At 70.7% G+C, this 26424-nt stretch carries 23 protein-coding genes; 15 read left to right on the top strand and 8 right to left on the bottom strand.

Annotation, left to right across the window (positions count from 1 at the left end; all coding sequences use genetic code 11):
• Nucleotide 1: 1 nt before the first annotated feature.
• The 3 genes from lanKC to ACQPYK_RS33415 form a co-directional block, all read right to left on the bottom strand.
• The gene (lanKC, locus tag ACQPYK_RS33425; RefSeq protein ID WP_433239854.1) at nucleotides 2-2638 is read right to left on the bottom strand and encodes a class III lanthionine synthetase LanKC; all 2637 of its coding nucleotides are present in this window, start codon (nucleotides 2636-2638) and stop codon (nucleotides 2-4) included.
• A 147-nt stretch (nucleotides 2639-2785) separates the two neighbouring features.
• The gene (locus ACQPYK_RS33420; RefSeq protein ID WP_433239852.1) at nucleotides 2786-3442 is read right to left on the bottom strand and encodes a sensor histidine kinase; all 657 of its coding nucleotides are present in this window, start codon (nucleotides 3440-3442) and stop codon (nucleotides 2786-2788) included.
• A gap of 325 nt (nucleotides 3443-3767) precedes the next feature.
• On the bottom strand, nucleotides 3768-4481 hold the full coding sequence (locus ACQPYK_RS33415; RefSeq protein ID WP_433239849.1) for a M50 family metallopeptidase: 714 nt from the start codon (nucleotides 4479-4481) through the stop codon (nucleotides 3768-3770).
• Nucleotides 4482-4563: 82 nt separating this feature from the next.
• Between ACQPYK_RS33415 and ACQPYK_RS33410 the strand changes: the two genes are divergently transcribed.
• The 3 genes from ACQPYK_RS33410 to ACQPYK_RS33400 are packed head-to-tail and all read left to right on the top strand — an operon-like array spanning nucleotide 4564 to nucleotide 7130.
• Nucleotides 4564-5475 (top strand): amidohydrolase family protein, encoded by a 912-nt coding sequence (locus tag ACQPYK_RS33410; RefSeq protein WP_433239846.1) that lies wholly within the window; start codon nucleotides 4564-4566, stop codon nucleotides 5473-5475.
• Nucleotides 5476-5495: 20 nt separating this feature from the next.
• Nucleotides 5496-5969, top strand: a complete 474-nt coding sequence (locus tag ACQPYK_RS33405) for a nuclear transport factor 2 family protein (RefSeq protein ID WP_433239843.1) — start codon at nucleotides 5496-5498, stop codon at nucleotides 5967-5969.
• An 18-nt stretch (nucleotides 5970-5987) separates the two neighbouring features.
• On the top strand, nucleotides 5988-7130 hold the full coding sequence (locus ACQPYK_RS33400; protein ID WP_433239840.1) for a magnesium and cobalt transport protein CorA: 1143 nt from the start codon (nucleotides 5988-5990) through the stop codon (nucleotides 7128-7130).
• 128 nt (nucleotides 7131-7258) lie between these two features.
• Here the strand turns inward: ACQPYK_RS33400 and ACQPYK_RS33395 are convergent, their stop codons facing one another.
• Complete coding sequence (locus ACQPYK_RS33395; RefSeq protein ID WP_433239837.1) at nucleotides 7259-7609, bottom strand: hypothetical protein; 351 nt, start codon at nucleotides 7607-7609, stop codon at nucleotides 7259-7261.
• 236 nt (nucleotides 7610-7845) lie between these two features.
• On the opposite strand from ACQPYK_RS33395, the gene ACQPYK_RS33390 reads away from it, so the two are divergent.
• Both ACQPYK_RS33390 and ACQPYK_RS33385 read left to right on the top strand, forming a co-directional pair.
• A complete protein-coding gene (locus ACQPYK_RS33390) occupies nucleotides 7846-8475 on the top strand; it encodes a TetR/AcrR family transcriptional regulator (protein ID WP_433239834.1) in 630 nt (209 codons plus the stop codon).
• Between the two features lie 140 nt (nucleotides 8476-8615).
• Nucleotides 8616-11798, top strand: a complete 3183-nt coding sequence (locus ACQPYK_RS33385; protein ID WP_433239831.1) for a bifunctional cytochrome P450/NADPH--P450 reductase — start codon at nucleotides 8616-8618, stop codon at nucleotides 11796-11798.
• Between the two features lie 14 nt (nucleotides 11799-11812).
• Here ACQPYK_RS33385 and ACQPYK_RS33380 read toward each other — a convergent pair whose 3' ends face one another.
• On the bottom strand, nucleotides 11813-14023 hold the full coding sequence (locus ACQPYK_RS33380) for a thiamine pyrophosphate-dependent enzyme (protein ID WP_433239828.1): 2211 nt from the start codon (nucleotides 14021-14023) through the stop codon (nucleotides 11813-11815).
• Between the two features lie 206 nt (nucleotides 14024-14229).
• Here ACQPYK_RS33380 and ACQPYK_RS33375 point away from each other — a divergent pair, with 206 nt between their 5' ends.
• From ACQPYK_RS33375 to ACQPYK_RS33360, 4 genes are all read left to right on the top strand, one after another.
• A complete protein-coding gene (locus tag ACQPYK_RS33375) occupies nucleotides 14230-15621 on the top strand; it encodes a hypothetical protein (protein WP_433239825.1) in 1392 nt (463 codons plus the stop codon).
• A 273-nt stretch (nucleotides 15622-15894) separates the two neighbouring features.
• On the top strand, nucleotides 15895-16419 hold the full coding sequence (locus ACQPYK_RS33370) for a hypothetical protein (protein ID WP_433239822.1): 525 nt from the start codon (nucleotides 15895-15897) through the stop codon (nucleotides 16417-16419).
• Between the two features lie 254 nt (nucleotides 16420-16673).
• Nucleotides 16674-17000, top strand: coding sequence for a hypothetical protein (locus ACQPYK_RS33365; RefSeq protein WP_433239819.1), 327 nt, complete (start codon nucleotides 16674-16676; stop codon nucleotides 16998-17000).
• Nucleotides 17001-17294: 294 nt separating this feature from the next.
• Nucleotides 17295-17624, top strand: coding sequence for a TraR/DksA family transcriptional regulator (locus ACQPYK_RS33360; RefSeq protein WP_433239816.1), 330 nt, complete (start codon nucleotides 17295-17297; stop codon nucleotides 17622-17624).
• Between the two features lie 197 nt (nucleotides 17625-17821).
• On the opposite strand, the gene ACQPYK_RS33355 is transcribed toward ACQPYK_RS33360, so the two are convergent.
• Complete coding sequence (locus tag ACQPYK_RS33355) at nucleotides 17822-18421, bottom strand: SACE_7040 family transcriptional regulator (RefSeq protein ID WP_433239813.1); 600 nt, start codon at nucleotides 18419-18421, stop codon at nucleotides 17822-17824.
• A gap of 92 nt (nucleotides 18422-18513) precedes the next feature.
• Here ACQPYK_RS33355 and ACQPYK_RS33350 point away from each other — a divergent pair, with 92 nt between their 5' ends.
• From ACQPYK_RS33350 to ACQPYK_RS33335, 4 genes are all read left to right on the top strand, one after another.
• Nucleotides 18514-20082 (top strand): carboxyl transferase domain-containing protein, encoded by a 1569-nt coding sequence (locus ACQPYK_RS33350; protein WP_433239810.1) that lies wholly within the window; start codon nucleotides 18514-18516, stop codon nucleotides 20080-20082.
• A gap of 52 nt (nucleotides 20083-20134) precedes the next feature.
• A complete protein-coding gene (locus ACQPYK_RS33345; RefSeq protein ID WP_433239807.1) occupies nucleotides 20135-22120 on the top strand; it encodes an acetyl/propionyl/methylcrotonyl-CoA carboxylase subunit alpha in 1986 nt (661 codons plus the stop codon).
• A 109-nt stretch (nucleotides 22121-22229) separates the two neighbouring features.
• Entirely contained in the window at nucleotides 22230-23177 is a 948-nt protein-coding gene (locus ACQPYK_RS33340) for a hydroxymethylglutaryl-CoA lyase (RefSeq protein ID WP_433239804.1), read from the top strand.
• A gap of 2 nt (nucleotides 23178-23179) precedes the next feature.
• Nucleotides 23180-24367, top strand: a complete 1188-nt coding sequence (locus ACQPYK_RS33335) for an acyl-CoA dehydrogenase family protein (protein WP_433239801.1) — start codon at nucleotides 23180-23182, stop codon at nucleotides 24365-24367.
• 149 nt (nucleotides 24368-24516) lie between these two features.
• On the opposite strand, the gene ACQPYK_RS33330 is transcribed toward ACQPYK_RS33335, so the two are convergent.
• Complete coding sequence (locus ACQPYK_RS33330) at nucleotides 24517-24702, bottom strand: hypothetical protein (protein WP_433239798.1); 186 nt, start codon at nucleotides 24700-24702, stop codon at nucleotides 24517-24519.
• Here ACQPYK_RS33330 and ACQPYK_RS33325 point away from each other — a divergent pair.
• Nucleotides 24679-25074: a LysR substrate-binding domain-containing protein gene (locus ACQPYK_RS33325; RefSeq protein WP_433239795.1), complete on the top strand. Its 396-nt coding sequence runs from the start codon at nucleotides 24679-24681 to the stop codon at nucleotides 25072-25074. The genes ACQPYK_RS33330 and ACQPYK_RS33325 overlap by 24 nt on opposite strands.
• 110 nt (nucleotides 25075-25184) lie before the next feature.
• On the opposite strand, the gene ACQPYK_RS33320 is transcribed toward ACQPYK_RS33325, so the two are convergent.
• Nucleotides 25185-25712 carry a MarR family winged helix-turn-helix transcriptional regulator gene (locus tag ACQPYK_RS33320; RefSeq protein WP_433239792.1) on the bottom strand — a complete coding sequence of 176 codons (528 nt, stop codon included), beginning with the start codon at nucleotides 25710-25712 and terminating at the stop codon, nucleotides 25185-25187.
• Between the two features lie 79 nt (nucleotides 25713-25791).
• On the opposite strand from ACQPYK_RS33320, the gene ACQPYK_RS33315 reads away from it, so the two are divergent.
• Nucleotides 25792-26229: a DoxX family protein gene (locus tag ACQPYK_RS33315; RefSeq protein ID WP_433239789.1), complete on the top strand. Its 438-nt coding sequence runs from the start codon at nucleotides 25792-25794 to the stop codon at nucleotides 26227-26229.
• Nucleotides 26230-26424: the final 195 nt, after the last annotated feature.

Here is a 26424-nt window from a genome sequence, read left to right as displayed (position 1 = left end):
GTTACACCTCCTTCGGTGACTCGTGAGAGTGAAGCCGCTCGGCGGATCCATGCACAGGCAATGCCATGGACAGGGCGCCTGTGCCGCCGGGCGGCTCGGTAAAGGGGAGGAACACCGGCCGCTCGCGCAGCGCGGCGCTCATCGCGAACAGGACTCCGGCCGTGCCGGTCGCGAAGTCCATGGAGAGCCTGAGCAGTTGGTCGCCGGGGAAGGCCAGGCCGCCGCCGTAGGGCAGCGCGTGCCAGCCCAGCCCGCGGATCTGCTCGGCCAGGTCGATGTCGGGATCGTGCGGCGCCGGTCCGAGACCCGTGGCCAGGGCCATGATCATGCCGCTCCGGCCGGTGAACAGCCCGGACTGGACGAAGTAGCGTCCCCGGGTGACGAGCCGGCAGCCGCCGAGCGCGGTCCGGAACTCCTCGTCGTCACGATGGGCCAGATAGCGGGCCAGCACCAGGCCGATGCCCACGGAGCCCTCGTCCAGGTAGGGCAGAATGCGCCAGCCCTGGGTGACCTGAAGCGTGCCGTCCTCGCCTGAGACGCACCGCCGCAGGTCCTGGCGCAGCGCCACGGCCGCCCGGTCGAGCAGCGAGGTGTCTCCGGTCCGCTCGTAGGCGTGCAGGAAGAGCAGGGCGGGCCCGGCGGAGCCGTACATCAGCCCGGCGCGGGGGTTGGTCCCGCCGCTGATCTCCGGCACGTCGTCGGGGCCGCCGAGTCTGTCGGCGCAGACGCCGGTGATGTGCAGTCCCAGATCGGTAAGTGCCCGCTCGCCGGTCGTCTCGCCAAGGTGGAGCAGGTTCAGCCCGGCTCCGGCGAGACCGCCGAACAGGCCGAGCTCCAGGGACTCCCATCTCTCCCGAAGGCACGACTCCACCGTGTCGAGCGCGTCCTGACGGTGCCCGAGCAGGTCGAGGACGTAGGCCACACCGTGGAGCCCGTCGTAGAAGCCGATGCCCGTCCCCGGCGCGGGGGCCAGTGCCCTGCGGCGCAACCAGTCCTCGTGCTCGGGGAAGCGGCCCATCCCGGCCGCCTCCAGCGCGTAGAGCACTCCCGCCGCGCCGTAGGCGAGGTTGATGCCCCCGCCGGGCTGGAACTGCGCCACGTCGCCGGGGAAGAGCCGGTCCTCACGCTCGGGGGTGGCGCTGGCCAGGATGGCCTGCCGCATCGCCTCCCCGGTCCGGGGCCAGCCGTCCCTGCCCGGCCGGGGCACCGGCCGCGCCTTCGCCGGATCGGTTCCCATGATGGTCCGGACAGCCTCGTCGATCACCGCGGCCGGCACGGGGAAGGTCTCCGCGACGAGCTCGCCGATCTGGACCGCCTTGGCCCGGTCGAGCGGAAGCATGATCGTCAACTGGGGGGCGAACAGCCCGAGGCACAGGCAGGCGAGGGCGTAGACGTCGATGTCGACACCCTGCCGGTCGGGTGGCGCGCCGAAGGCCGGGTGGCCGAGGGCGGCGCGACCGCGGTCCTCGGCGAGGGTCGCGACCTCGTAGTCGATCAGGACCAGTCGTCCCTCCTCGGTGAGGAGGATGTTGTTGGGGTGCAGGTCGCCGAAGACCACTCCCCGCCCGTGCAGGGACTCCACCGCCCGCCGGACCCCGGCGAGCATCTCCAGCACCCACGAGGTGTATTCGGCGACGGTCGTCTCGTCGCAGTTCGCGCGGGTCAGCGGGTATCTCTGCACGAGCTGCCGCTGCAGCGGGTTGCCGTCGACGAATTCCTGGACCAGGAAGTGGTGGTCGCCGAGCGTGAAGTAGTCGACCAGCGCGGGCACCGATTCCAGCCCGGACAGACGCTCCAGCATGTCGCGCTCGTGCGCCAGCCGTGTCACGGCGTCCCGGCCGGCGGCGTCGAGCCCGGCGTGCGGGCGCGCCTCCTTCAGCACCACCCGCTCGTCGGTGCGCAGATCCCGCCCGAGGTAGACGCCTCCGCCGTTGGAGAACTGCATGACGCTCTCGATCGTGTACGGCAGGCCGTTGGTGGTGACCGCGTTACGGGCCGCCAGGTGGGGCTGGAGGAACTCGGGCAGCGTCACCCAGGCGGGCAGGCTGAAGGCCGGCTCCCGCACGTCGGGGACCAGCTGTCCGTCGCCGTCCTCGATGGCGAGCACCAGCTCGCCGTTCTCACTCAGGCAGCGCCGTGCCGTGAAGCCGCCGTAGCGCACGAACAGGGGGCCTTCGCCGTAGCGGAGATCGCTGAGGATGTAGGGGCCCTTGACGCCGTGAAGCAGCTCGTGGAGTTCCTTCAGCGTGAGTTCGAGCTGGCCCTCGTCCACGGGGTAGATCGTCACCAGCTTGCCGCTGGACCCCCGGGGGGCGGCCTTGGAGTTCAGCATCGCCACGACGGGCCGGTTGCGCAGGAACTTGAAGGCGATGCCGCGTGGCACGCAGTAGTCCCAGACCGCTTCCATGGCGCGTTCGGCGTCGTCCAGGCAGGCCGACACGTGGATCTTCCAGCCCTGGGACGGCCGCCGCGTGCCGCGGGGGGCGTAGTGCATCCAGGTGTCGGTCGCGTGGTGCTCCCACCCGTCCGGGACATCCCGGGCGACGAGCGGAAAATCGGGGTGGTCGCCCCGGCGGCCGTCAAGGGTGTCGTAAAAGATCCGGTCCGCGAGGCAATAAAGCTCATACTGGTCATTCACGGCAATCTCCCTGCTGTCTTCCAGAAGAGAGAATTACGGATAACCCGAGGAATGACTAGTTACAAGCTCAACCAGTCATGCGTGCGAAATTCACAGGTTTGAACATGAAGTTGTGCGCCACCTGCACTTTCGCATTAGAAGTGAAAATTATTCGGAAAACTTCCACGGCACTTCGGCGGTCAGGTTGAACCAGCCGTCCTCGCTCGCGGCGGCGTGCATCGTGCCGCCGAGCCGGGCCACGCGATCGTGCAGATTGCCCAGGCCGTCGCCGGCGGAGGAGTGGGGGGCGCGCCGGGAGGCGCCGTCGTTGGCGACGGTCAGCCGCAGCAGGCCGCCGTGCCCGGCCAGCTCGATCACGCATGTCTTGACCGCGCTGTGCCGCAGCATGTTCGTGACGCCCTCGCGGACCACGGTGCCCAGGGCGGCGCTGATGTCCCTGGGTAGTCCGCCGGCGTCCACCCGGACCGTGCACTCGGCCCCGAAGCTCGCCAGGAGAGCTTGGGCCCGCATGCTCTCGCCCTGCAGGGACAGGTGCCGGTGGACCTTGGAGACGTTGCGTACGGCGTGCGCGGCGTGCCGTACGGCCTGCAGCGCCTCGCCCAGATCCCCGCGCAGGCGCGCGTCGCCGGCCGCCTGCCGGTAGGCGAGCTCGCTTTTGATGGAGGCCAGCCACAGCCAGTGCCCCACGAGGTCGTGCATGTCCCGTGCGAGCTCCTCGTGTGCCTGGGTGACGGCTCTCTCCTGCTCGGCGCGCAGCCGCCTGATCCGGACCGCCAGGACGACCGTGACGCTCAGTAAAAACATGACAATTCCGGCTATGGACGCTATGGCAACGTATAACAGGGGCGGCATCGACCGGCTCTCACCAGGGGGGACGGCATACCTGACATAAACTCAAGAAATCGTTTAACTGTCAATAAATGAGAACAATACCCTGCGGTAGTCGCGTGATCCCCGGAATGGCGATAGCCGGTGCCCATAACGCACTGTTATAACCCGCTTAGCCGGGCGGGATTACCGGAGCCGACGCTCGCGGCGAACGCTCGGCGGGGCAGGCGGGGCAGGCGGGGCAGGCGGGCAAGCGGGCAAGCGGGACCGGTCGGCCCAGGCCCGCCGGCAACGGGACCGGTCAGCCCAAGCCCGCCGGCAACGGGACCAGCAGGTAGGCGCCGCCGACCAGGCAGGCACCCGCCACCAGCAGGAACAGCAGCACCCAGAACCCGCCGGGCAGGAAGGTCAGCCGGGCGAGCTGGTCGGCGTCGGAGTCCGGGGCGCGGCCGTGCCGCCGCTTGCGCTGCAGCTCCACGATCGGCCGGACCCCGCCGAACAGCAGGAACCAGACGGCCAGGTAGGCGATGACGGCGTCCATGTCGGGGGGGAAGTACCAGGTGAAGGCGCATATCGCCCCACCGGTGGCCAGCAGGCTCACCACGCCGAACAGATTGCGGATCAGCAACAGCATGCAGAAGAGCAGGGCGATCACGATCGTGATCAGGATCGTGATGTGGCCGGAGGAGGTCAGCCACGCTCCGCCCAGCCCCAGCAGGGACGGAGCGACGTATCCGGCGGCCGCCGTCAGGACCATTCCGGGCCCGGTCGGCCTGCCCCGGGTCAGCGTGACACCCGAGGTGTCGGAGTGCAGCCGGACGCCCTGCAGCTTGCGCCGGCTCAGCAGCGCCACCAGCGCGTGCCCGCCCTCGTGGGCGATCGTGACCAGGCCCCGGGAAAGCTGCCAGGAGGCGGACCACGCCACCACGGCCAGGGCGGCCAGCGCGGCCAGCAGCACGACCCACACGGGCGGGGCCGCCTGAGCCCTGGTAAGGGTCACCCAGACCTCGGACAACGATCACTTCTCCTTCACGACGCCGAAGCAAAGCGTCCCACGACATCCGGTGTGGTGGCGATAAAGTCGGAAGGTGCAGAGCATGATTCCGGAACCGGCGGACGCCGAGGTCCCCGCCTGGTGGGAGCGGCTGGGCCTGCCCGGTCTGGCCGACGTGCATGTGCACTTCCTGCCCGAGCGCATGCAACGCCGGGTCTGGCACCACTTCGAGAACGGCGGCCCGCTGATGGGCGCCGGATGGCCGATCCGCTACCGTCTGCCGGTCGAGGAGCGGGTCGCCCGTCTGGGAGAGCTCGGCGTGCGGGCGTTCTCCGCGCTGGCGTACGCGCACCGGCCCGGCATGGCGGCCGACCTCAACGCCTGGACGCTCGACTTCGCGCGCCGCACCCCCGGATGCCTTCCCTCGGCCACCTTCTTCCCCGAGCCCGGCGTTCTCGGTCACGTGCGGGACGCGCTCGCCCTGGGCGCGCGCGTCTTCAAGGTCCATCTGCAGGTGGGCGACTTCGACCCCAGACTCGGGGAGCTCGACCAGGTGTGGGGGTTGCTGGCCGAGCGGGGTGTGCCCGTCGTGGTCCACGCCAGCTCGATCCCGCTTCCCGGCCGCTGCACCGGTCCGGTGCCGATCGCCGGAGTGCTGGCCGCGCATCCCCGCCTGGCCGTGGTCATCGCGCATCTCGGCATGCCGGAGTACGCGGAGTTCTTCGAACTGGCCGAGACCTTCGCGAACGTGCGGCTCGACACCACGATGACCTTCACCGACTTCGCCGAGCGCCGCATGCCCTTTCCCGCCCGTCTCGGGCCGCGTCTGCGCGAGCTCGGCATGGCCGGCAAGGTTCTGCTCGGCAGCGACTTCCCGAACATCCCCCACCCCTACGCGCACCAGCTCCACGCGCTGGATCGCCTCGGCCTCGGCGACGACTGGCTACGGGCGGTGTGCTGGGACAACGCAGCCGAACTGTTCGGCCTGACCGCTGAATACACTCGCTCTTCGTGACATCGATTCGGGAGACTCGCGTGAACGACCGGAACGCCGCGCTCATCAGGGCCTTCTACGAGGCTTTCGAGCGTCGCGACCCCGATGCCATGGAGCGCTGCTACCACCCCGACGTCACGTTCGGCGATCCCGTATTCCAGGACCTGGAGGGCCGCGGCAGGGTCATGGGCATGTGGCGGATGCTGCTCGGTCGCAACGGCGACATCGGCGTGACCGTCCGGGACGTCACCGCGCGCGACCACGACGGCGCTGCGCACTGGACCGCCCGCTACACCTTCGGCAGGACGGGCAGGGAGGTCGTCAACGAGATCGACGCCCTGTTCAGGTTCGAGGACGGATTGATCGTCCGGCACCATGACGACTTCGACTTCAAGCACTGGTCCAAGATGGCCCTGGGCAGGCCGGCGGGATTCTTCGGCTGGACCCCCATGTTCCGGGCGGCGATTCGGGGTAGGGCGATCCGATCGCTGGAGGAGTTCATGAACGCCGGATGACCGGACGAGGAGACAGACGTGGCTGATCGGCGGGTGCGGAGCATGCGGAGCCTGATGCGCGGACGTCCCGGGACCGTACGGGACTCTCCCGAACGGTCGATGGATCCTCGCTCGGCGAGCGGCGAGCCGCCCGCCGAGCGCTCGCACGTCGTCGACAACGCGATCTACGTGAACGGGCGGCGGACCGCCACCCCCCGATCGCTGCCCGACGCCTTCGAGTGTCTGAAGAACACCCCGGACAGCATGGCGTGGATCGGCTTCTACCGGCCGGAAGAGGCGGTGATCTTCAACGTCGCGGAGGAGTTCGACCTGCACGAACTGGCCGTCGAGGACGCCATCGTCGCCCACCAGCGGCCCAAGGCCGACCGTTACGGGGACACCCTGTTCGTGGTGCTGCGTCCGGCCAGATACCTCGACGAGATCGAGGAGGTCGACTTCGGCGAGCTGCACCTCTTCGTCGGCCGGAACTTCGTGATCAGCGTACGGCACAGCGAGGCCCCCGACCTGTCACAGGTCCGCCGCCGCATGGAGAGCGACCCCGAACTGCTCGGCCAGGGTCCCCAGGCGGTGCTCTACGCCATCATGGACGCGGTCGTGGACGGCTACGCCCCTGTGGTCGCCGGACTGCAGAACGACATCGACGAGATCGAGGTCCAGGTCTTCGGCAACGAGCCCGGTGTCTCCCGCCGTATCTACGAGCTCTCGCGCGAGGTGATCGAGTTCCAGCGGGCGACCCGGCCGCTGCTTGGCATGATCGAGGGCTTCATCGCGGGGTCGGCCAAATACGGGGTGGACCAGGAACTGCAGAGATACCTGCGCGACGTCGCCGACCACGCGATCACCGTGGCGGAGCGGGTCAGCGGCTTCCGCCAGATGCTCCACGACATCCTCGTGGTCAACTCGACCATGGTCGCCCAGGCCCAGAACGAGCACATGACCAACCTCACCGAGGCCAGCAACGCCCAGAACGAGGAGGTCAAGAAGATCTCCGCCTGGGCCGCGATCCTGTTCGCGCCCACCCTCGTCGGCACCATCTACGGCATGAACTTCGACGTCATGCCCGAGATCCACTGGGCGATGGGTTATCCGTTCGCCGTGCTGCTGATGGCGGGCGTCTGCCTGACCCTGTATCTGGTCTTCAAGCGCCGTGACTGGCTGTGAGACCCGGGCCCGGCGAGCCGGGGCGCCGGGAGCTCCTGGCGGGCCGGGAGGTTCCGGGAAGGTGACCGCCCGACACGCCGGAACGCGAAGGAGCCCCGGACCAGGGCCCAGGGCTCCTTCGTGAAAGATCAGCCGAGCTTGGCCAGGATGAGGTCGAGCTTGCCGTCCATGGAGCCCATCCGGTCCTCCATGGAGGTCATCCGGCCGGCCAGGGCGTCGACCTTGGTGTCCAGGATGTCGACTCTGGTCTCCAGACCGCCCACTTTGACGGCGAGCGCGGAGAGGTCCTCCTTGGTGGCCATCCGGTTCATGACCTCTTCGAACATCGGCGAGGCATATGCCGTGACCTCCTCCCGGATGATCGCGGGGAGGTCGTCCAGCGTCTCCTTGATGTCGGCCAGATCCGAGCCCGTCCTGAAGGCCCAGGACTCGAGGTCCGTCACGCGCTGACCGGTGCTCTTCATCGCCACGTCGGGCATGGTATCTCCTGGTCGGGGGTCGATGGAGGGCTGCTCACCGGTGAGCCGGGCCACGGGCTCGCCACGGTGTGTGATCGATTAAACACCGTGCGGCGGGGATGCGGGCGTGTTTCTGGCCACCTGATCTGGGTTGCGGCGAAGATGGTAGCGCCAAATTTGCACACCTCTGAGCAATTTGATTAACTGCACATCAGTGTGCAAATGCTGATATATCAGCAGATCAGGGGAGTGGTCGCATGGGTGTCTCGGACACGGTCGCCACGGGCGGTGCGCGGGCGCGGTCGAACAGACAGCGCATCCTGGCGGTCGCCGCCACCGAGCTGAGCCGCAATCCGCAGGCGAGCATGGACGACGTCGCCCGCGCGGCGGGGGTCGTCCGGCGTACGCTCTACGGGCACTTTCCCAGCCGGGACGCCCTCATCGAAGGCATCACCGAACAGGCGGCACGTGAGATCGCCGAGGCCTTCCACCGCGGTCAGACCGACACCGACTCGCCGGTCGAGGCCATGGCCCGTTTCACGCTGGCGGTGTGGGAGGTCGGCGACCGCTACCGGTTGCTGATCGCGCTGGCCCAGCGGAACCTGACCGGCGCCGGGATCCACGACCTGCTGCGGCCCGTGCGGGAGAAGGCCGCCGAGCTGCTGGAGAGCGGGCAGCGGCTCGGCGTGTTCAGCGATCACCTGCCGGCGCCGGTGCTCTCCTACGCCGTGGAGTCGATGACGATGGGGCTGCTCCAGGCCGTGAACGACGGGGCCTGGAAGAACGGCGACCCGGAAGCGGCGGCGACGGCGTGCCTCATCGCGGTGGGAGTGCCGGCAGGCGGGGCGGCCTCGGCGGTCGAGCGGATCGCCGCGACCCGAACGTGAGCGCGACCGGCGCCCTTCCGGCGCCGCCGTACCGACCACGACCGGCACCTTCCCATGCGGTGCCCGCCGATCACGCCCATGCCTTCTCGGCCGCGCCGCGCTGATCACGACCGTTTCTTTTCCGGGGGAGAGAACCAGAGATGACCGACCACGCCGAATCCACCGCGATTCCCCAGCCGCCAACACGTCCCATCGTCGGCAACGCGCCCGAGATCGACGCCGACGCGCCGGTGCAGAGCATGATGAGACTCGCGGCCGAACTCGGGCCGATCTTCCGGCTGAGCGTTCCCGGACGGGAGATGCTCATCCTGAGCTCGCGGGAGCTGGTGGCGGAGGCCTGCGACGAGTCGCGCTTCGAGAAGCACGTGCACGGGCCGCTGGAGCACATCCGCGACTTCGCCGGCGACGGGCTGTTCACCGCCTACGGCGACGAGCCCAATTGGGCGAAGGCCCACCGGATCCTGATGCCGGCGTTCGGTCCCGCCGCGATGCGCGGTTACTTCGACGACATGATCGACATCGCCGACCAGATGCTGACCAAATGGGAGCGCCTGGGCGCCGACCAGGACATCGACGTCGCCGACAACATGACCCGCCTGACGCTGGACACGATCGCGCTCAGCGGATTCGGATACCGCTTCAACTCCTTCTACCAGCGGGAGATGCACCCCTTCGTCGACGCGATGGTCCGCGCGCTCGGTGAGGCGGGCAGCCGGTCCCGGCGCGTGCCGCTGCAGAACAAGCTGATGTTCGTCAGCCGGCGGCAGTACGAGGCCGACGCCGGGCTCATGCACGACGTCTGCGACGAGCTCATCGCCCGCCGCAGGCAGGCCGGTCCCGGCGAGGCCCCGCGTGACCTGCTCGGCCTGATGCTCAGCGCCGGCGATCCGAAGACCGGGGAGCGGCTCGACGACGCCAACATCAGGAACCAACTCGTCACCTTCCTGATCGCCGGGCATGAGACGACGAGCGGGCTGCTGTCGTTCGCCGTCCACCTGCTGCTGAAGAACCCCGACGTCCTGCGGCGCGCGCGGGAGGAGGCCGACCGCGTGCTCGGCGCGGAGATGCCGCGTTTCGACCACCTCTCCCAGCTCGGCTACATCGACCAGGTCCTGCGTGAGGCGCTGCGGCTGTATCCGACGGCGCCGGCGTTCGCCGTGCACGCCAAGCACGAGACCATGCTTGCGGGGCGATACCCGGTCAAGAAGGGCGAGGTGCTGTTCGTGCTCACGCCCTCCCTGCACCGCGACCCCTCCGTCTGGGCCGACCCCGAGCGGTTCGACCCCGAGCGGTTCGACCCCGACCGGTTCGCGCCGGGCGCCCGCGAGAACCTTCCCGACAAGGCCTGGCTGCCGTTCGGCAACGGCAGCCGCTCCTGCATCGGGCGGGCGTTCGCGCTCCAGGAGGCGGCACTGGTCCTGTCGATGATGCTGCAGCGGTTCGAGTTCTGGTCGCCGGAACCGTACGATCTCGCGATCAAGGAGACGCTGACGCTGAAGCCCGAAGGGCTACTCGTCCGCGCACGCGTCCGGCGAACCGTCGAACGGACGGCCGCCGCGCCCGAGCCGTCGGTCCCGCTACCCGAGCCGGCCGTCACCGCGCACGGCACCCCGCTGCTGCTGCTGTACGGTTCCAACTCCGGCGCGTCCGAGGCGTTCGCCCGGCGCATCGCGGGCGACGGCACCGCGCGGGGCTACACCGTCCGGGTGGCTCCCCTCGACGAGCACGCGGGCAGGCTTCCCACCGAGGGAGCGGTCGTCATCGTGACCGCCTCCTACAACGGCCGGCCGCCGGACAACGCGCACGGCTTCGTCACCTGGCTCTCCGCCGTCCCGCAGGGCGCGCTGACGGGCGTAAGGCACGCCGTCTTCGGATGCGGCAGCCGCGACTGGCTGTCCACCTACCAGGCCGTCCCCATCATGATCGATGAGAGGCTACGCGCCGCGGGCGCCCAGGAGGTCGTCGCCCGGGGCGAGGCCGACGCCGGCGGTGACTTCTTCGGCGACTTCGAGCGCTGGTACGCCCCGTTCTGGGAGACGCTCGGACAGAGCCTCGGCGTCACCGGTGAGGCGGCCGACACCGGCCCGCTGTACGACGTCGAGGTGCTCGCCTCGGCGAGCGCCGAGCTCGTGGCCCAGAACCGGCTCGGCCTGGCCACCGTCGTGGAGAATCGGGAACTCGTCGACCTGGGGTCCCCTCTCGGGCGCTCCAAGCGGCACATCGAGCTCGCCCTTCCCGAGGGCACGACCTACCGGGCCGGCGACTACCTCACCGTCCTTCCCGAAAACCATCCCGAACTGGTGGACAGAGCGGCCCGGCGGTTCGGGATCCGGGCCGACGCCGCCGTCGTCCTGCACTCCAGCCGGGGCGCGATGGCCGCGTCGCTGCCGACCGGGCAGCCCGTCTCCGTACGGGAACTCCTCGGCCGGCACGTGGAGCTGACCGCCCCCGCGACGCGCAGGGATCTCGAACGGCTCGCGGGCCACGCCCAGTGCCCGCCCGACCGCGAGCGCCTGTCGGCCCTCGCCGGTGATCCCGAACGCCACCGGCAGGAGATCCTCGATCGGCGGGTGAGCCTGCTCGACCTGCTCGACACCTACCCGTCGATCGACATGCCCTTCGGGGAGTTTCTGGACATGCTGCCCGCGATGCGGGTCCGGCAGTATTCCATCTCGTCGTCCCCGCGCTGGAACCCGACCCACTGCACCCTGACCGTGGGCGTGGTGGACGCCCCCGCCCTGTCCGGCGTGGGCAGGTTCCGTGGCATCTCCTCCACCTACCTCGCCCGGCTGCGTCCGGGTGACCGGGTTCCCGTCGCCGTCCGCCGGCCGAACATCCCGTTCCAGCCGCCGGCGGCGAACGACACGCCGGCCATCATGATCGGCGCCGGTACGGGGGTCGCGCCCTTCCGCGGCTTCATCCAGGAGCGGGCCCTGCGAAAGGAGGCCGGTGATCCGGCCGGAGAGGCGCTGCTGTTCTTCGGCTGCGACCACCCCCATGTCGACTTCCTCTACCGCGAGGAACTGGCGCGGTGGGAAGCCGACGGCGTGGTGCGCGTGCTGCCGGCCTTCACCCACCGGCCGGAGGGGGAGGTGCGGTTCGTCCAGCACCGCCTCTGGCAGGAGCGTGATCGCGTCCGTGACCTCTTCCGGCAGGGTGCCACGGTCTACGTCTGCGGCGACGGCCGCCACATGGCGCCCGCCGTACGGGAGAACCTCGTCAGGATCTACCGGGACGCGACGGGCAGCACCGCCGAGGAGGCGGCCGCGTGGGCGGCCGAGGTCGAGCGGAACGGCAGGTACGTCGCCGACGTCTTCGCCTGACCCCGCCGGCGGCCTCAGCCCAGCAGCTTGCGGGCGGCCTCTTCGATGTCACTCTCCGAAAGCAGCACGTGCCTGGAGGCCTCGCCCAGCGGGATGAAGCTGTCGGCGGAGGTCACCCGGGCGATCCTGCCGATGAAACCGGCGTCGACCAGCTCGGCGACGATGCTCTCCGAGACGCCGCCGGTGCGCCGGGTCTCGTCGGCGATCAGCACCTTGCCGGTCAGCTCCGCCGCGCGCAGCAGGTCGTCGACCGGGAGCGGCGACAGCCAGCGCAGGTCGAGAACCCGGCAGCTGTAGCCCTCCGCGGTGAGCCTGACCGCGGCGCGCAGGCTCATCCGCACCCCGTTGCCGAAGGTCACGATGGTCAGGTCGCGGCCGTCGCCGTAGCTGCGGGCGCGGCCGACCGGCACGTGCGTCTCCGCCCAGCGGGCCGGCGGCGCGTACGGCGCGAGCCAGCCGTTGTCACCGTCGTCGAACAGGTCGCGGGTGTTGTAGAGGGCGATCGGTTCGAGGAAGACGCAGACGCTGCCGTCGGTGCGGGCGGCGGCCAGGCAGGTGCGCAGCATCGAGGCCGCGTCGTCGGGCCGTGCGGGAGAGGCCACGATGAGGCCGGGGATGTCGCGCAGCGCGGCGACGGAGTTGTCGTTGTGGAAGTGGCCGCCGAACCCCTTCTGGTAGGCGTAGGAGGCGACGCGGACCACCATCGGGTTGCGGAAGGCGCCGCGGGAGAAGAACGACAGCGTCGCGGCCTCGCCCCGGATCTGGTCCAGCGCGTTGTGCAGGTAGGCCAGATACTGGATCTCCGGCACCGGGATCAACCCGGAGACGCCCGACCCGAGCGCCAGGCCGAGCACGGCCTGCTCGTCGAGGAGCGTGTCGAACACCCGGCCCGCGCCGAAGCGCCTCTGCAGCCCGCGGGTGACGCCGTAGACGCCGCCCTTGCGGGCCACGTCCTCGCCGAAGACCAGCACGTCGGGATGGGCGGCCAGGGTGTCGGCCAGGGTCCTGTTGATCGCCTGGGACAGGGTCAGCGGCCCTTCCTGCTCGGGCGGCCTGCCGCCGAAGGCCTTCTCCCTGGACGGTCCGGCCACCGCGCTGGCCGGGGCGACGGCCTCGGGCGTGCGGGGGGCCAGCGGCTCCATGATGTCGGCCGCCGAGGTCAGCCGGGGACGCCGGGAGCTCTCCATGGCCATCTTGAACAGGTGCTCTCGCGCCGTCTCGTAGTGGAGCAGCAGCTCGTCGGGGGTGGCCAGCCCCGCCTCGACGAGCAGCCGGGCGGTGGCGACGAGCGGGTCGCGCTCCAGGTCGGCGTTGATCTCCCGCTTGGTCCGGTAGGACAGCTCCACGTCGGAGCCGGCGTGGCCCATCAGCCGGACGGTGCCGATGTGCAGCAGGGCGGGGGAGCGGTGGACGCGGACGTGGTCGACGGCGGCCCTCGCCACGTCGTGCACGTCGGCCAGGTCGCAGCCGTCGGCCTTGAAGTATTCCAGCAGCGGGTGACGGGCGCCCTCCACCCAGCCGCTCGGGGTCCGCACGCTGATGCCCAGGCCGTTGTCCTCGCAGACGAACAGCAGCGGCATCGCCAGCCCCTGGTAGGAGCCGTAGGCGGCGGTGTTGAGCCCGGACAGGGCACTGGCGTGGTTGACGGAGGCGTCGCCGAAACCGCACACCGCGATCGCGTCGGCGGGCCAGGGACCCGGCACGCCGAGCTGGCGGGCGCGCTCGATGGCGAACGCCACGCCCACCGCGCGCGGCAGGTGGCTGGCGATCGTCGAGGTCTGCGGGATCACCGCCAGGTCGGGGTGGCCGAAGACCTTGTGACGGCCGCCCGCGATCGGCTCCTCGGCCGAGGCGGTCAGGCCGAGCAGCACATCGCGCACTCCCTCCTCGGGCAGGCGCCCGGCCATCGCGGACCGGGCGAGGTAGAAGGCGCCCGAGCGGTAGTGCAGCAGCGCGGGATCGGTGGCGCGCATCGCCGCCGCGACCGCGGCGTTGCCCTCGTGCCCGGCCGAGCCGATGGTGTAGAAGCCCTCGTCACGCTCGCGCAGCCGGCGCGCGGTGACGTCCAGGAGCCTGCTGCCGAGCTGGAACTCGAACAGCTCGCGGCAACGGGCCCCGGTCAGGCTCGTTCCCTCACGCACGGGCAGGCCGGGATCACGCGGGGCCCCGGGGGAGAGGGCGGTCACCGCCTCGGCGAAATGGGTCTCAACAGAGTCGCGCGCCACAGCTTGATTATGTCCCCATCGCCGGGTCCCGTCCCCAACCTTGGCGTCTTTGGGCCCGCAGAGGCGTTGGAACGGTCCTATTCGACAGTTATTAATGACAACTTGTCAGATCTATCAACCAATTACCGTTTCTGTACGTCTACTTGAGAGAAGCAACGTGGCACCCTCATGCCGCGTTCAGCCAACGGGGAGGATGGACAACCCGAATGTTGCAACGCACCCGAGCCGTCATCGTCGCGGTGGCCATGGGAGCCGGAGCCCTCACTCTGGCGCCTTCCGCGATGGCAGCGGCCGGAACCTCAGCGGATCCCGTCGTTTCCAATGTGGAGATCGACCCCAGCCCGGTCGTCGTTACCGGATCACCGGTCACGGCGAAGTTCAGCTTCACCACGACCGCGGCCGGCAAGGCCGAGCTCCAGATCAAGGCGCCGGGCATCGGCGCGTGGACCTCGCTCGACGTCAAGCCCAGCCCGAGCGGCGTCGAGACCAAGTGGACCGCGTCCAAGACGTTCGACGCCAAGAGCACCACCGGGCAGTGGAGCTTCCTCGCGATCGCCCACAGCGGCGACGGCAAGGAGGACTCGACGCGCGGCAAGTTCACCGTAGACGTCAGGAAGGCCCTCGACACCAAGATCGCTGACTTCGACGCCTCTCCCGACAGCGTCACCAAGGGCGAGAGCATCGAGGTCTCCGGTCAGCTGCTGCGTGACAGCGACGGCTGGAAGGGGTACGGCGACCAGGCCGTGACGATCACCTTCCGGGAGAAGGGCACCGACGCCTACCAGCACATCACCAAGGTCGGGACCGGCCGCAACGGCTGGTTCAAGACCAGGGTCAAGGCCGGAGCCACCGGCTGGTGGCGCGCCGAGTACGCCGCCAACAGCGGCGCCGGCTCGTCGGTGAGCGACACCGACCGCGTCGACGTCAAGGACGTCACCAGGGCCGTCGACAGTCGGATCGTCGACTTCGGCGCCCGGCCCGACCCGGTCGACGAGGGTGACAGGCTGAGCGTCCGCGGACGCCTGCAGCTCGACACCCGGCACGGCTGGGACGGCTACGCGGGCAAGAAGGTCGTCATCCTGTTCCGTCCCGACGGCTCGTCCCGGTGGGACGACGTGGCCAGCGACTGGACCGACCGCGACGGCCGCTTCGGCGCCGACGTGACCGCCAAGCGCTCCGGCCACTGGCGCGCGGTGTTCGCCGGTTCCCGCGGAGTCAAGGGCAGCGGCAGCTACGCCGACCATGTGTCGGTCCGCGTGTCCCAGCCGGAGCCGGACCGCTCGGCCAGCCGCGTCATCAAGTTCAACGCCTCGCCGGAGCCCGGCCGCTACGGTCGCTACCTGAAGTTCACCGGCAAGCTCCAGGTGGACGACGCCTCGGGCTGGGAGGGTTACCGCGCGAAGGTCGCGCTGTACTTCAAGGCCGGCGGCTCGCACAAGTGGAGCTACGTCAAGACCACGCGGTCCAACGGCAGCGGCAACCTCTACACCAAGGCCAGGGGCTACAAGTCCGGCTACTGGAAGTTCGTCTTCAAGGGTGACGGCGACTTCTACGGTGACTCCAGCGGGAGTGACTACGTCAGGGTCGTCAGGCACTGACGGTGAGATCGAGACCCGCTCCTGAGTGAGCGGGACTGACAGGCGGCGGCCCGGGTGCTCTGGCACCCGGGCCGCTTTCGCGTTCCGCGTACCGTCTCGAACGCTTTCGTGTCCAGGATGCTCTCCCGATCCCCGAACGCTTTCGTGTCTCGGGTGCTCTTCCCCGTCCCCGCCGGTCATGTCGGCTTCCGCAAGCCATCCGGCTTGCGGAGAGTCGCTTTGCCACCAGCAGACGCGGCCGGTGCGAGCATCGTCTGAGAGTCGGAGCCGATCATGACAACCGGGGGAGAGATGCTTCGAAGAGTGATCCTGGTCGTGGCCGCCGCGGCCGTCCTGCCCGCCACCATGTCCGCCACCACGCCCGCCGCCTGGGCCGCCGGGCCGCCGGACGTCCGGGTCACCGTGACCGTGCAAGGCGCCGTACCGGCCTTCCGGAACGTCGCGCCGGCCGCTCGGGACACCGCGGCGACCACCCCGGGCGCCGCGCCGGCCGCCTCGGCGAACGGCGCGTGCCCGCCCACGTCGCCGTGTGAGACGGTCGGCTGCGGTCCGGGCCGGATCTGCGTCTACGCGCCCAAGCAGTGCTTCACCACGCCGTGCCCCCAGTACGAATGCGTGTCGGTGATCCCGCTGCCCATGGAGCCCGCACCGGACCCCCGGCCGATGGAGCCCGCACCGGGTCCCCGGCCGGTGGGGGCGGGCTCCCCGCCGGGCGTCTCCGCGCCGGTCGGCGCGGCCCTTCCCTCCACGGCCTCCCCCGTGACCCTCGTCGTCTCGCGCGATCGCCCGGCGGGGTGAGGCGCACGGCCGATGGCGTGCGCTCGGGGCGCGCCGGACCGACGGGGCCCGGGGCGCGCCGGGCCGACGGCGCGCGGTCAGAGCGCCGGGCCGACGGCGTGCGGCGCGAGCGCGCAGATGTGACGGGCGGGAAACGCCGTCCATCGGGTTAAGTGCCTTTTCACCGACGCCGGGCTATCGTCGAGACGATGAGGGAACCGCGGTGGGTCACACCCAGGCCCACTGCCGCAGCGGCCGTGGTGGGCCCTGTCCGCGTGCTCGTACTCACATTCGTCCTCACGCTCGGCCTGTCCGCGATCGCCCCCTCGGCGTGGTCGGGCGACTGGCGTCCCGCCGACGCCGACACCAGCCTCTGGGTTCCCCAGAGCACCGGCGCGCACCGGTCGACCGCTCCGCGGCTCGTCCCCGGCTGGACGGAGCATCCGCCCACGCCGGGACAGCTCCGCCACCTCGCGGCCGTGAGCGCCGTGGTGACGACCCTCGTCCTGGTGCTGCTCGCCTGGCTCAACGTGCGCCCGGCGGCGGCTCCACGGCGCGGCGTCCAGCGCGTCGTCACCCCGCGTGGTCCTCCGCTCCCGTAGCTCCTTTCCCTTTTTCCACCTCCGCCGGGCTGTGAGCCCGGTGAGAGGTTTCCCGTCGCGCGACGCCGCGCCGGACGCGTCCGTACGCCGGTGACCCGGCGCCCGGCGGCGGGTCGTGCCCCGGCCCGTGCCCCGGTCCGCGCCGCGGTGAGCCGTCCGAGAGGCCGATCGCACCGGTTCCGCTCGTCCTGCAGACGCGCGAAGCGTGCCGGAGGGCCGGCCGGAAGGACCATCGGCCACGGCGCCGACGCGGCACGCATGTCTTCGTCCACCCTTCGAAAGGACTGACGCACCATGTCCGTCGACACCCACCTCAGCGGCGTCCAGCTCGACGCCATCCGCGAGGAGCTGGAAGAGCAGCTGTTCCGCTGGACCAGGCAGCTGGCCGAACTGGAGGCCGTGGTGAACGACGCGGTGGAGGTCTCGGCCAAGCCCGAGATCCTCGCCGACATCGCCTCCGCCGAGCGAAGCACCGCCGTCGTGCGCCACGCCCTCCGGGACATCACCGAGCTGACCTACGGCCGCTGTGGCGACTGCGGCCTGGGAATCCCCTTCGAACGGCTGAAGGCCCGTCCCCTGGCTCGCTTCTGCATGCGGTGCCAGCGACGCCACGAGCACCGCTGACCCCCGACCGATCGGTGGCCGCCTGCCCGGCGGCCACCGGCCGGATGCCCCGGGCGTCGTGCGAGGCCACGACGACGCTCCCGCAGACAGGCCGAAGGACCCGGAGAAACCGGAGGGGCGTGCGCGCGCCCGCGGCGGCTCAAGCCGTCACGGCGGCCGCCCGATCGGTGGTGCCGGGCAGTCAGAGTTAGCGATCCTTAACTTTGGACGGTGGCAAGCGCCGCGCGCGCCATGCTCCGCAGCAGTTCGGCCATCGCCTCGGGAGGCTGCTCGCCCGCGCTGTGCGGGGTGGAGTTCAGCAGGCCGAACACGGCGTGCGTTGCGGCGCGCAGGCGGGGTGGAGGGCAGGCCGGGTAGAGCTCGCTCAGCACGGTGACCCACTCCTCCACGTAGAGCCGCTGCAGGCGGCGGATCTGGCGGCGGGCGGGCTCGGGGACGTTGCCGAGCTCGCGGTCGTGCACGGTGATCAGCGCGGGGTGGCTGAGGGCGAACTCGATCTGGCCGGTGAGCAGCGCGTCCAGGGCGTGCTCCGCGTCGGGGGCCTCGGTCACGCGGTTCGCCGCCGAGGTGTGCAGGCGCTCGCTGATGTCCAGCAGCATCTCCGCCAGCAGTGCCTCCTTGCCGCTGAAGTGACGGTAGAGGGCCGGGCCCGAGGTGCCGACCGCGCCGCCGATGTCCTCGATGGAGGTGCCGTGGAAGCCGCGCGCCGCGAAGAGTCCGGCGGCGGCGTCCAGAATCTCCATGCGCCGGGACCCGCGGTTGCGGGTAGAGGTCTGGGCAGTCGTCACATCTCGCATGGTAGACGGTGGCGTTAATGATGACTAACATCGGGAGTGGAGTTAGTGACCATTAACCCGGCGATGACGAAGCCGGGCAAAGGGAGGCTCGCATGAGTGGCTGGCCGGTGCTGCGAAGCGCCTGCGACCCGGGCGGTGAGGGCTTCAAGGCCAATGCCGAGGTCAACGAGCGGCTCGTCGCCGACCTGCGGGAACGGCTGGCGTCCGCCGGGCTGGGCGGACCGGAGAAGTCGCGGGCCAGGCACGTGTCCCGGGGCAAGCTGCTGCCCCGCGACCGGGTCGACACCCTGCTCGACCCCGGTTCCCGGTTCCTGGAGCTCTCCCAGCTCGCCGCCACCGGACTGTACGGCGACGAGGCCCCCGCCGCCGGGATCATCACCGGCGTGGGCAGGATCTCCGGCCGCGAGTGCGTGGTCGTCGCCAACGACGCCACGGTCAAGGGCGGCACCTACTATCCGATCACGGTCAAGAAGCACCTGCGGGCCCAGGAGGTCGCCCTCCACAACAACCTGCCGTGCGTCTACCTCGTCGACTCCGGCGGTGCGTTCCTTCCCAAACAGGACGAGGTCTTCCCCGACCGCGAGCACTTCGGCCGGATCTTCTACAACCAGGCCACCATGTCGGCGCGGGGCATCCCGCAGATCGCCGCGGTTCTGGGCTCCTGCACGGCCGGCGGTGCCTACGTCCCAGCGATGAGCGACGAGGCGGTGATCGTCCGCAACCAGGGCACGATCTTCCTGGGCGGCCCACCGCTGGTGAAGGCCGCGACCGGCGAGGAGGTCACCGCCGAGGAACTGGGCGGCGGCGACCTGCACGCCCGCGTCAGCGGCGTCACCGACCACCTCGCCGAGGACGACCGCCACGCGCTGCGGATCGTCCGCGACATCGTCGCCACCCTCGCCCCGCGCGACCCCTTCCCCTGGGAGCGCGTCCCCGCCGAGGAGCCGGCGCACGACCCCCGCGACCTGTACGGCATCGTCCCCGCCGACACCCGCACGCCGTACGACGTGCGTGAGATCGTCGCTCGTGTCGTGGACGGCAGCCGGTTCCTGGAGTTCAAGGCCGAGTACGGCTCCACGCTCGTCACCGGTTTCGCCCACATTCACGGTCATCCCGTCGGGATCATCGCCAACAACGGCATCCTGTTCGGCGAGTCCGCGCTCAAGGGCGCGCACTTCATCGAGCTGTGCGACCGCCGCGCCATCCCCCTGGTGTTCCTGCAGAACATCAGCGGGTTCATGGTCGGCAAGGCGTACGAAGCGGCAGGCATCGCCAAGCACGGCGCCAAGATGGTCACCGCCGTCGCCTGCGCGCGGGTGCCCAAGTTCACCGTGGTCGTCGGCGGCTCCTTCGGAGCGGGCAACTACGCGATGGCCGGGCGCGCCTACTCGCCCCGGTTCCTGTGGATGTGGCCGAACGCGCGCATCTCGGTGATGGGCGGCGAGCAGGCCGCGAACGTGCTCTCCACGGTCGGCAACGCCGATCCCGACACCATCCGCAAGCAGTACGAGGACCAGGGCAACCCCTACTACTCCACCGCCCGCCTCTGGGACGACGGCGTCATCGACCCCCTCGACACCCGCACCGTCCTGGGCCTTGCCCTGTCCGCCGCGGCCAACGCCCCCCTCGACCCCGTCGGCTACGGCGTCTTCCGGATGTGACCGCACTCATGACCTGCCCACTCGCTCCCCATCCGCCTCGCGGGGTTCATCCATGACGTTCGACACCGTTCTCATCGCCAACCGGGGCGAGATCGCCCTGCGGATCATCCGCACGCTCAGGAAACTGGGCATCCGCTCCGTCGCCGTGCACAGCGACGCCGATTCCGGCGCGCGGCACGTCCGCGAGGCCGACATCGCGGTCCGGCTCGGCGGCGGCTATCTCGACATCGACCGGATCCTGGAGGCCGCCACGGCGACCGGGGCCCAGGCCGTACATCCCGGATACGGGTTCCTGGCCGAGAACACGGCTTTCGCCCGGCGCTGCGCCGAGGCCGGGCTGGTGTTCATCGGCCCGCCGCCCGAGGCCGTCGAGGCCATGGGCGACAAGATCCGCGCCAAGGCCACCGTCTCGGCGGCCGGTGTGCCGGTCGTCCCCGGCATCGCCGAACCGGCCGACGACCTGGCCGAGACCGCCGAACGGGTCGGCTTCCCCGCACTGATCAAGCCTTCGGCGGGCGGCGGCGGCAAGGGCATGGTGCTGGTGCGCTCGGCCGGGGAGTTGCCGGAGGCGCTGGAGTCCGCCCGTCGTACGGCGGCCGCCGCGTTCGGTGACGCGACCCTGCTGATCGAGCGGTTCGTCGAGAACCCCCGGCACATCGAGATCCAGGTGATGGCCGACGCCCACGGCAACGTCGTCCATCTGGGCGAGCGCGAATGCAGCCTTCAGCGCCGCCACCAGAAGATCGTCGAGGAGGCTCCGTCCCCGCTGCTCGACGCCGAGACCCGGGCGAGCATGGGCGCGGCCGCCGTCGAGGCCGCCAAGTCCGTCGGCTATGTCGGTGCCGGGACGGTGGAGTTCATCGTCCAGGGCGCGACCGGCGACTACTACTTCATGGAGATGAACACCCGCCTCCAGGTCGAGCATCCGGTCACCGAACTGGTCACCGGCCTTGACCTGGTCGAGCTCCAGCTCAGGGTCGCGGCCGGCGAACCCCTCCCGTTCACCCAGGAGGAGGTACGGCTGCGCGGCCACGCCGTCGAGGCCCGCGTCTACGCCGAAGACCCCTCCCGCGGCTTCCTGCCGACCGGCGGACGGGTCCTCGCGCTGCACGAGCCCGCCGACGTCCGGGTGGACTCCAGCCTGATGGTCGGCGGCACGATCGGCAGCGACTACGACCCGATGCTGTCCAAGGTCATCGCCTGGGGTCCTGACCGGGCGAGCGCGCTGCGACGATTGGACGGGGCCCTCGCCGCGACGACCGTGCTGGGCGTGCCGACCAACATCGCCTTCCTGCGCGCGCTGATCACCCATCCGGAGGTGACGGCCGGAGACCTCGACACCGGTCTGGTCGAGCGGCACCTCGACGCGCTGGTCTCCCACCGGGCCGTTCCCGCCGACGTCCTGGCCGCCGCGGCCCTGGTCCTGCACCACGACCGCGTGCCGGCCACGCCGGCCGACCCGTGGGAGGTGCCCGACGGCTGGCGGCTGGGCGAGAGCGCGTGGACCACCTGGCGGCTGGAGGGCCGCGACGGAGTGGCCGAGGTGCTGGTGCGGGGGCTGCCCGGCACCGGGGCCGAGGTCCGCCTGCCCGTGGACGGCGTCCGGGAGCTCGCGCCGGGCCCGGTGGCACCGGCCAGGCTGGCCCGGGACGGTGACGACCTGCTGGTCACCCTGGACGGGGTCCGGCGGCGCTACGCCGTCGCCCGGGACGGCGACACGGTCTGGCTCGGCAGGGACGGCGACGCCTGGGCGCTCACCCGGCACCATCTCGGCGACCCCGGTGACCGCGCGGGCGCGGGCGGCGCCGGCGACGGGACGGTCCGCAGCCCGATGCCCGGCACGGTCCTCGTGGTCAAGGTGGCGGCGGGGGAGAAGGTCGACGAGGGGCAGCCGCTGCTCATCGTGGAGGCGATGAAGATGGAGCACACCGTGACCGCGCCGGTCGCCGGAGTGGTGGCCGAGCTGCCGGTCCGGGCCGGCCAGGCGGTCGACATGGACGCCGTGCTGGCGGTCGTCCGCCGGGACGAGGAGTCGTGACGGCCGGGCCGTACGCGATCGCCGCGGGGGGATACGGCCATCGTGGCGGGGCCGGAGGAGTCGTCGTCCGCGAGCCGTACGTGACGGCCGTGGCGGGACCGGAGGAGACATGATGCGCGAGCCGTACCGGATCGCGGCGGCGGGGCTGCCAGAGCGGGTCACGATCTATGAGGTCGGGCCCAGGGACGGATTGCAGAACGAGTCGGCGATCGTCCCCGTCGAGGTCAAGGCGGAGTTCGTCGCCCGGCTGGCCGCCGCCGGGCACCGGGTGATCGAGGCGACCAGCTTCGTGCACCCCAAGTGGGTGCCCCAGCTGGCCGACGCCGCCGAGCTGCTGACCCGCATGGAGCGCGTCCCCGGCGTGCGCTACCCGGTGCTCGTGCCGAACGAGCGGGGTCTCGACCGGGCGCTGGAGCACGGCGTCGAGGAGATCGCGGTCTTCGCCAGCGCCACCGAGACCTTCGCCCGCAAGAACCTCAACCGGTCGCTGGAGTCGCAGTTCGAGATGTTCGAGCCGGTGGTGGCCAGGGCGCTGGAGCACGGGCTCAGGGTCAGGGCGTACGTCTCGATGTGCTTCGGCGATCCGTGGGAGGGGCCGACGCCGATCGACCAGGTGGTCGCCGTGGGCCGCAGGCTGCTGGATCTGGGCTGCTTCGAGCTGTCGCTCGGTGACACCGTCGGCGTCGGCACCCCGGGCCACGTGAGCGCGCTGATCGACGCCTTCGGCGGTCCTTTTCAGCTCGCCGTGCACTTCCACGACACCTACGGCCAGGCGCTGGCCAACACCCTCGCCGCCCTCCGGCAGGGCGTGACCGTGGTGGACGCCTCCACCGGAGGCATCGGAGGCTGCCCGTACGCCGAGAGCGCCACCGGCAACCTCGCCACCGAGGACCTGGTGTGGATGCTGCACGGTCTCGGAGTCGAGACCGGCCTGGATCTCGAATCGCTGGTGGAGACCAGCACCTGGCTGGCCGCCGAGCTCGGCCGCCCCAGCCCCTCGCGGGTCGTTCAGGCACTGGGAACGAGCCCGGCGACCGATCAAGACGTCAAGGAGTGACGATGCCCAAGCTCGACGAGGAGTACGAGGACCTGCGCAAGACCGTCGAGGCGTTCGCCCGCGACGTGGTGGCTCCGGTGATCGGGGACTTCTACGAACGCGAGGAGTTCCCCTACGACATCGTGCGGCAGATGGGCGCGATGGGACTGTTCGGGCTGCCGATCCCTGAGGAGCACGGTGGCATGGGCGGCGACTACTTCGCGCTCTGCCTGGCGCTGGAGGAGCTGGCCAGGGTCGACTCCAGCGTGTCCATCACCCTGGAGGCGGCGGTCTCGCTGGGCGCGATGCCGATCTACCGGTTCGGTACGGCCGAGCAGCGCGCCGAATGGCTGCCCCGGCTGGCGTCGGGCGAGATGCTGGGCGCGTTCGGCCTGACCGAGCCCGGCGGCGGCTCCGACGTGCCGGGCGGCATGCGGACCACGGCCGTGCTGGACGGGGACGAGTGGGTGATCAACGGCTCTAAGGCGTTCATCACCAACTCCGGCACCGACATCACCGGCGTCGTGGGCGTGGCCGCGATCACCGGTTATCGTGAAGGCCTCGATGAGGCCTCTCCCCAGGGCCGTGGGGGTAAGCCGGAGATCTCCACGATCCTGGTCCCGGCCGGGACGCCGGGCTTCACCGTCTCCAAGAAATACTCCAAGGTCGGCTGGAACTGCTCCGACACCCGCGAGCTGTCCTTCTCCGACTGCCGGGTTCCGGCGGCCAACCTGCTCGGCGAGCGGGGCCGAGGTTACGCGCAGTTCCTGCAGACCCTCGACGAGGGCCGTATCGCGATCGCCGCCCTCTCGGTCGGCCTCGCCCAGGGCTGCGTGGACGAGTGCCTGCGCTATGTGCGCGAGCGCCAGGCGTTCGGCCACCCGATCGGCCACTACCAGGCCATCCAGTTCAAGATCGCCGACATGGAGGTCCGCACCCACACCGCCCGGCTGGCCTACTACCACGCGGCGGACAAGATGCTGGCCGGTGAGCCGTTCAAGAAGGAGGCGGCCATCGCCAAGCTCGTCGCGAGCGACGCCGCCATGGACAACGCCCGCGACGCCACCCAGATCTTCGGCGGCTACGGGTTCATGAACGAGTATCCCGTGGGCCGCTTCTACCGCGACGCCAAGATCCTGGAGATCGGAGAGGGCACGAGCGAGGTCCAGCGGATGCTGATCGCCCGGGAGCTGGGCCTGTCCGGCCTGTGATCTGGAGGTAGGCGCGCTCGGTCTTCGCCGCATCCGGGGTGGCGGGGCGGGCGCGCCCCGGCTCCTCCCCCCGGGCGATCTCTCAGGGGACGTCCGGCACCGGGGACCCAGGCGCGGCCTGATGGCAGGGGCCCCGGTGGTGATCGCCTCTACGACGCGTCCGTGGTCCGGCTCAGCAGCCGCCCGGTGACCGCCGCGATGACGGCGAGGACGGCCACGGCGAAGCCGAGCAGCGCGACCCTGGCCGTGACGAGTCGCGTGGCGACGCCGAGCCCGGCGTAGCCGGCGAGGAACTGGTCACGATCTCCTTGGTGCTCGTCGTACGGGCCGACCACCGGCTGGCCGGGCGGGGGAGCGTGCCCCTCGCGGATCTCGCCGACGAGCAGTTCATCGACTTCCCGGTCGGCTACGGCAACCGGGGAGTCGTCGACCAGGCGTTCGCCGCGGCCGGCCTGGAACGGCAGGTCGCCCTCGAGGTCGTGGACATCGGGGTCGGCGCGCAGTTCGTACGGCACGGCTCCGGCGTGGCCTTCCTTCCGGAGTTCGCCGCTCCGAAGGGCCCGGATCTGCGCGTACTGCACGTCTCCGATCATGTCCTGCGCTGGACCCTGGCCGTCGCGACCTCCTCCACGCGCCGTCCCAGCGCCGCCGTCCGTGCCCTGCTCGCCCTGGTGGAGGAGCATCTGCGCCTGCCGACCACCCGGTGACCCGGTGATTCCCGCGCGGCCGGTCGAACCCCGCGACGCGGTCTCGTCCCTCTCTTCCGTACGGCCTGCTTGTCTTCCGTACGGCCTGCGGTCGCGCACCGGGCCCGCTGTCAGCCGAACGCGGCACGGTGCCGGGCACCCGGCCGCCGGTCACCGGCCGCCGCCTCGGCCGAGGGGCCGGGCGTCGAGGTCATGACCGCCGCGGCCTTCGACATGATCCGCGCCATGGCCTGGAGCTCCTCGGGGGTGAGCTGGTCGATCAGGAAGGCGCGGACGACGGCCACATGGCCCGGGGCCGTCCGCTCCAGGCAGTGCATCCCCTCGTCGGTGAGCACGGCGAGGACGCCCCGCTCATCGGAGGGACAGGTCGTCCGCTCGACCAGGCCGTTCTTCTCCAGCTGGCCGATCTGGTAGGTGAGCCCGCTCTTGGACACGACCACCTTGCGTGCGAGCTCGGTCATCCGCATCCGCCGCTCCGGGGCGGCCGAGAGCTTGGCGAGGATCTCGTACTGGGCATGGGTGAGCCCGGAGTCGGCCTTCAGCTGCTCTTCGACGCGCCGCTCCAGAAGGTGGGTCGCGGTGACGTAGGCCATCCAGGCGTTCAGCTCGATCTCACTGAGCCATCTCGTGTCCTTCACCTCGCCATTCTATGGCTTGTTCAAATTTGAACTAACGGTTAGGGTGTGGTTCAAATTCGAACGATTAGAGGGAGTTGCCATGCTTGAGCGGGTACGGCCCATCGCTCTGCTGGTGGGACGGGTCGTCATCGGGGTGGTCTTCTTCGCCCATGGCTGGCAGAAGTTCACGGCGACGGGCCTGAGCGGGGTGACGGCGTTCTTCGACTCGCTGGGAATCCCGCTGGCGGGCGTGGCGGCGCCGGCGGTGGCCGTGCTGGAGGTCGTCGGCGGAATCGCCTTCATCCTGGGCGCGGGGCTGCCGGTCTTCGGCCCCCTGCTCGCCCTGGACATGCTCGGCGCGATCGTGTTCCTGCACGCCGGAAACGGGTTCTTCGTGGAGAAGGGCGGCTTCGAGTTCGTCCTCACTCTGGCCGCGACCAGCCTGGCCATCGCCTTCAGCGGCGGCGGGCCCCTCGCCGTCGACAGCCTGTGGCAGCGCCGGCGCACCGCCTCCTCCGAAGCCGCGCCCGTCGCGTAGCCGCGATCCGGCGCCGACCGGCGTCCTTCGCGTGATCACGCCCTCGTCGCCGGCCCCGCGGCGCCGGCCCAGCGGTGTCGGGGGCGTGGCGTCGGGGGCCTGCCGGGTTCGGTCCTGCGCGGACCTTCCGGTCCGACACCGAGGGCGTGACCTGCGGCGCCTCCCGAGTTCGGTGTTCTCGCGGGCCCCGGACCG

This window comes from Streptosporangium sp. CA-135522 (genome assembly GCF_050949235.1).
In the GTDB taxonomy this organism is placed as follows: domain Bacteria; phylum Actinomycetota; class Actinomycetes; order Streptosporangiales; family Streptosporangiaceae; genus Streptosporangium.
This window is presented reverse-complemented; position numbering and strand designations above follow the sequence as displayed.

Bases quoted from the DNA above. Each gene is read 5' to 3' on its own strand.
- ACQPYK_RS33420 (WP_433239852.1), bottom strand. From the start codon at position 3,442: ATGTTTTTACTGAGCGTCACGGTCGTCCTGGCGGTCCGGATCAGGCGG.
- ACQPYK_RS33410 (WP_433239846.1), top strand. From the start codon at position 4,564: ATGATTCCGGAACCGGCGGACGCCGAGGTCCCCGCCTGGTGGGAGCGG.
- ACQPYK_RS33395 (WP_433239837.1), bottom strand. From the start codon at position 7,609: ATGCCCGACGTGGCGATGAAGAGCACCGGTCAGCGCGTGACGGACCTC.
- ACQPYK_RS33390 (WP_433239834.1), top strand. From the start codon at position 7,846: ATGGGTGTCTCGGACACGGTCGCCACGGGCGGTGCGCGGGCGCGGTCG.
- ACQPYK_RS33385 (WP_433239831.1), top strand. From the start codon at position 8,616: ATGACCGACCACGCCGAATCCACCGCGATTCCCCAGCCGCCAACACGT.
- ACQPYK_RS33375 (WP_433239825.1), top strand. From the start codon at position 14,230: ATGTTGCAACGCACCCGAGCCGTCATCGTCGCGGTGGCCATGGGAGCC.
- ACQPYK_RS33370 (WP_433239822.1), top strand. From the start codon at position 15,895: ATGACAACCGGGGGAGAGATGCTTCGAAGAGTGATCCTGGTCGTGGCC.
- ACQPYK_RS33360 (WP_433239816.1), top strand. From the start codon at position 17,295: ATGTCCGTCGACACCCACCTCAGCGGCGTCCAGCTCGACGCCATCCGC.
- ACQPYK_RS33355 (WP_433239813.1), bottom strand. From the start codon at position 18,421: ATGCGAGATGTGACGACTGCCCAGACCTCTACCCGCAACCGCGGGTCC.
- ACQPYK_RS33350 (WP_433239810.1), top strand. From the start codon at position 18,514: ATGAGTGGCTGGCCGGTGCTGCGAAGCGCCTGCGACCCGGGCGGTGAG.
- ACQPYK_RS33345 (WP_433239807.1), top strand. From the start codon at position 20,135: ATGACGTTCGACACCGTTCTCATCGCCAACCGGGGCGAGATCGCCCTG.
- ACQPYK_RS33340 (WP_433239804.1), top strand. From the start codon at position 22,230: ATGATGCGCGAGCCGTACCGGATCGCGGCGGCGGGGCTGCCAGAGCGG.
- ACQPYK_RS33335 (WP_433239801.1), top strand. From the start codon at position 23,180: ATGCCCAAGCTCGACGAGGAGTACGAGGACCTGCGCAAGACCGTCGAG.
- ACQPYK_RS33315 (WP_433239789.1), top strand. From the start codon at position 25,792: ATGCTTGAGCGGGTACGGCCCATCGCTCTGCTGGTGGGACGGGTCGTC.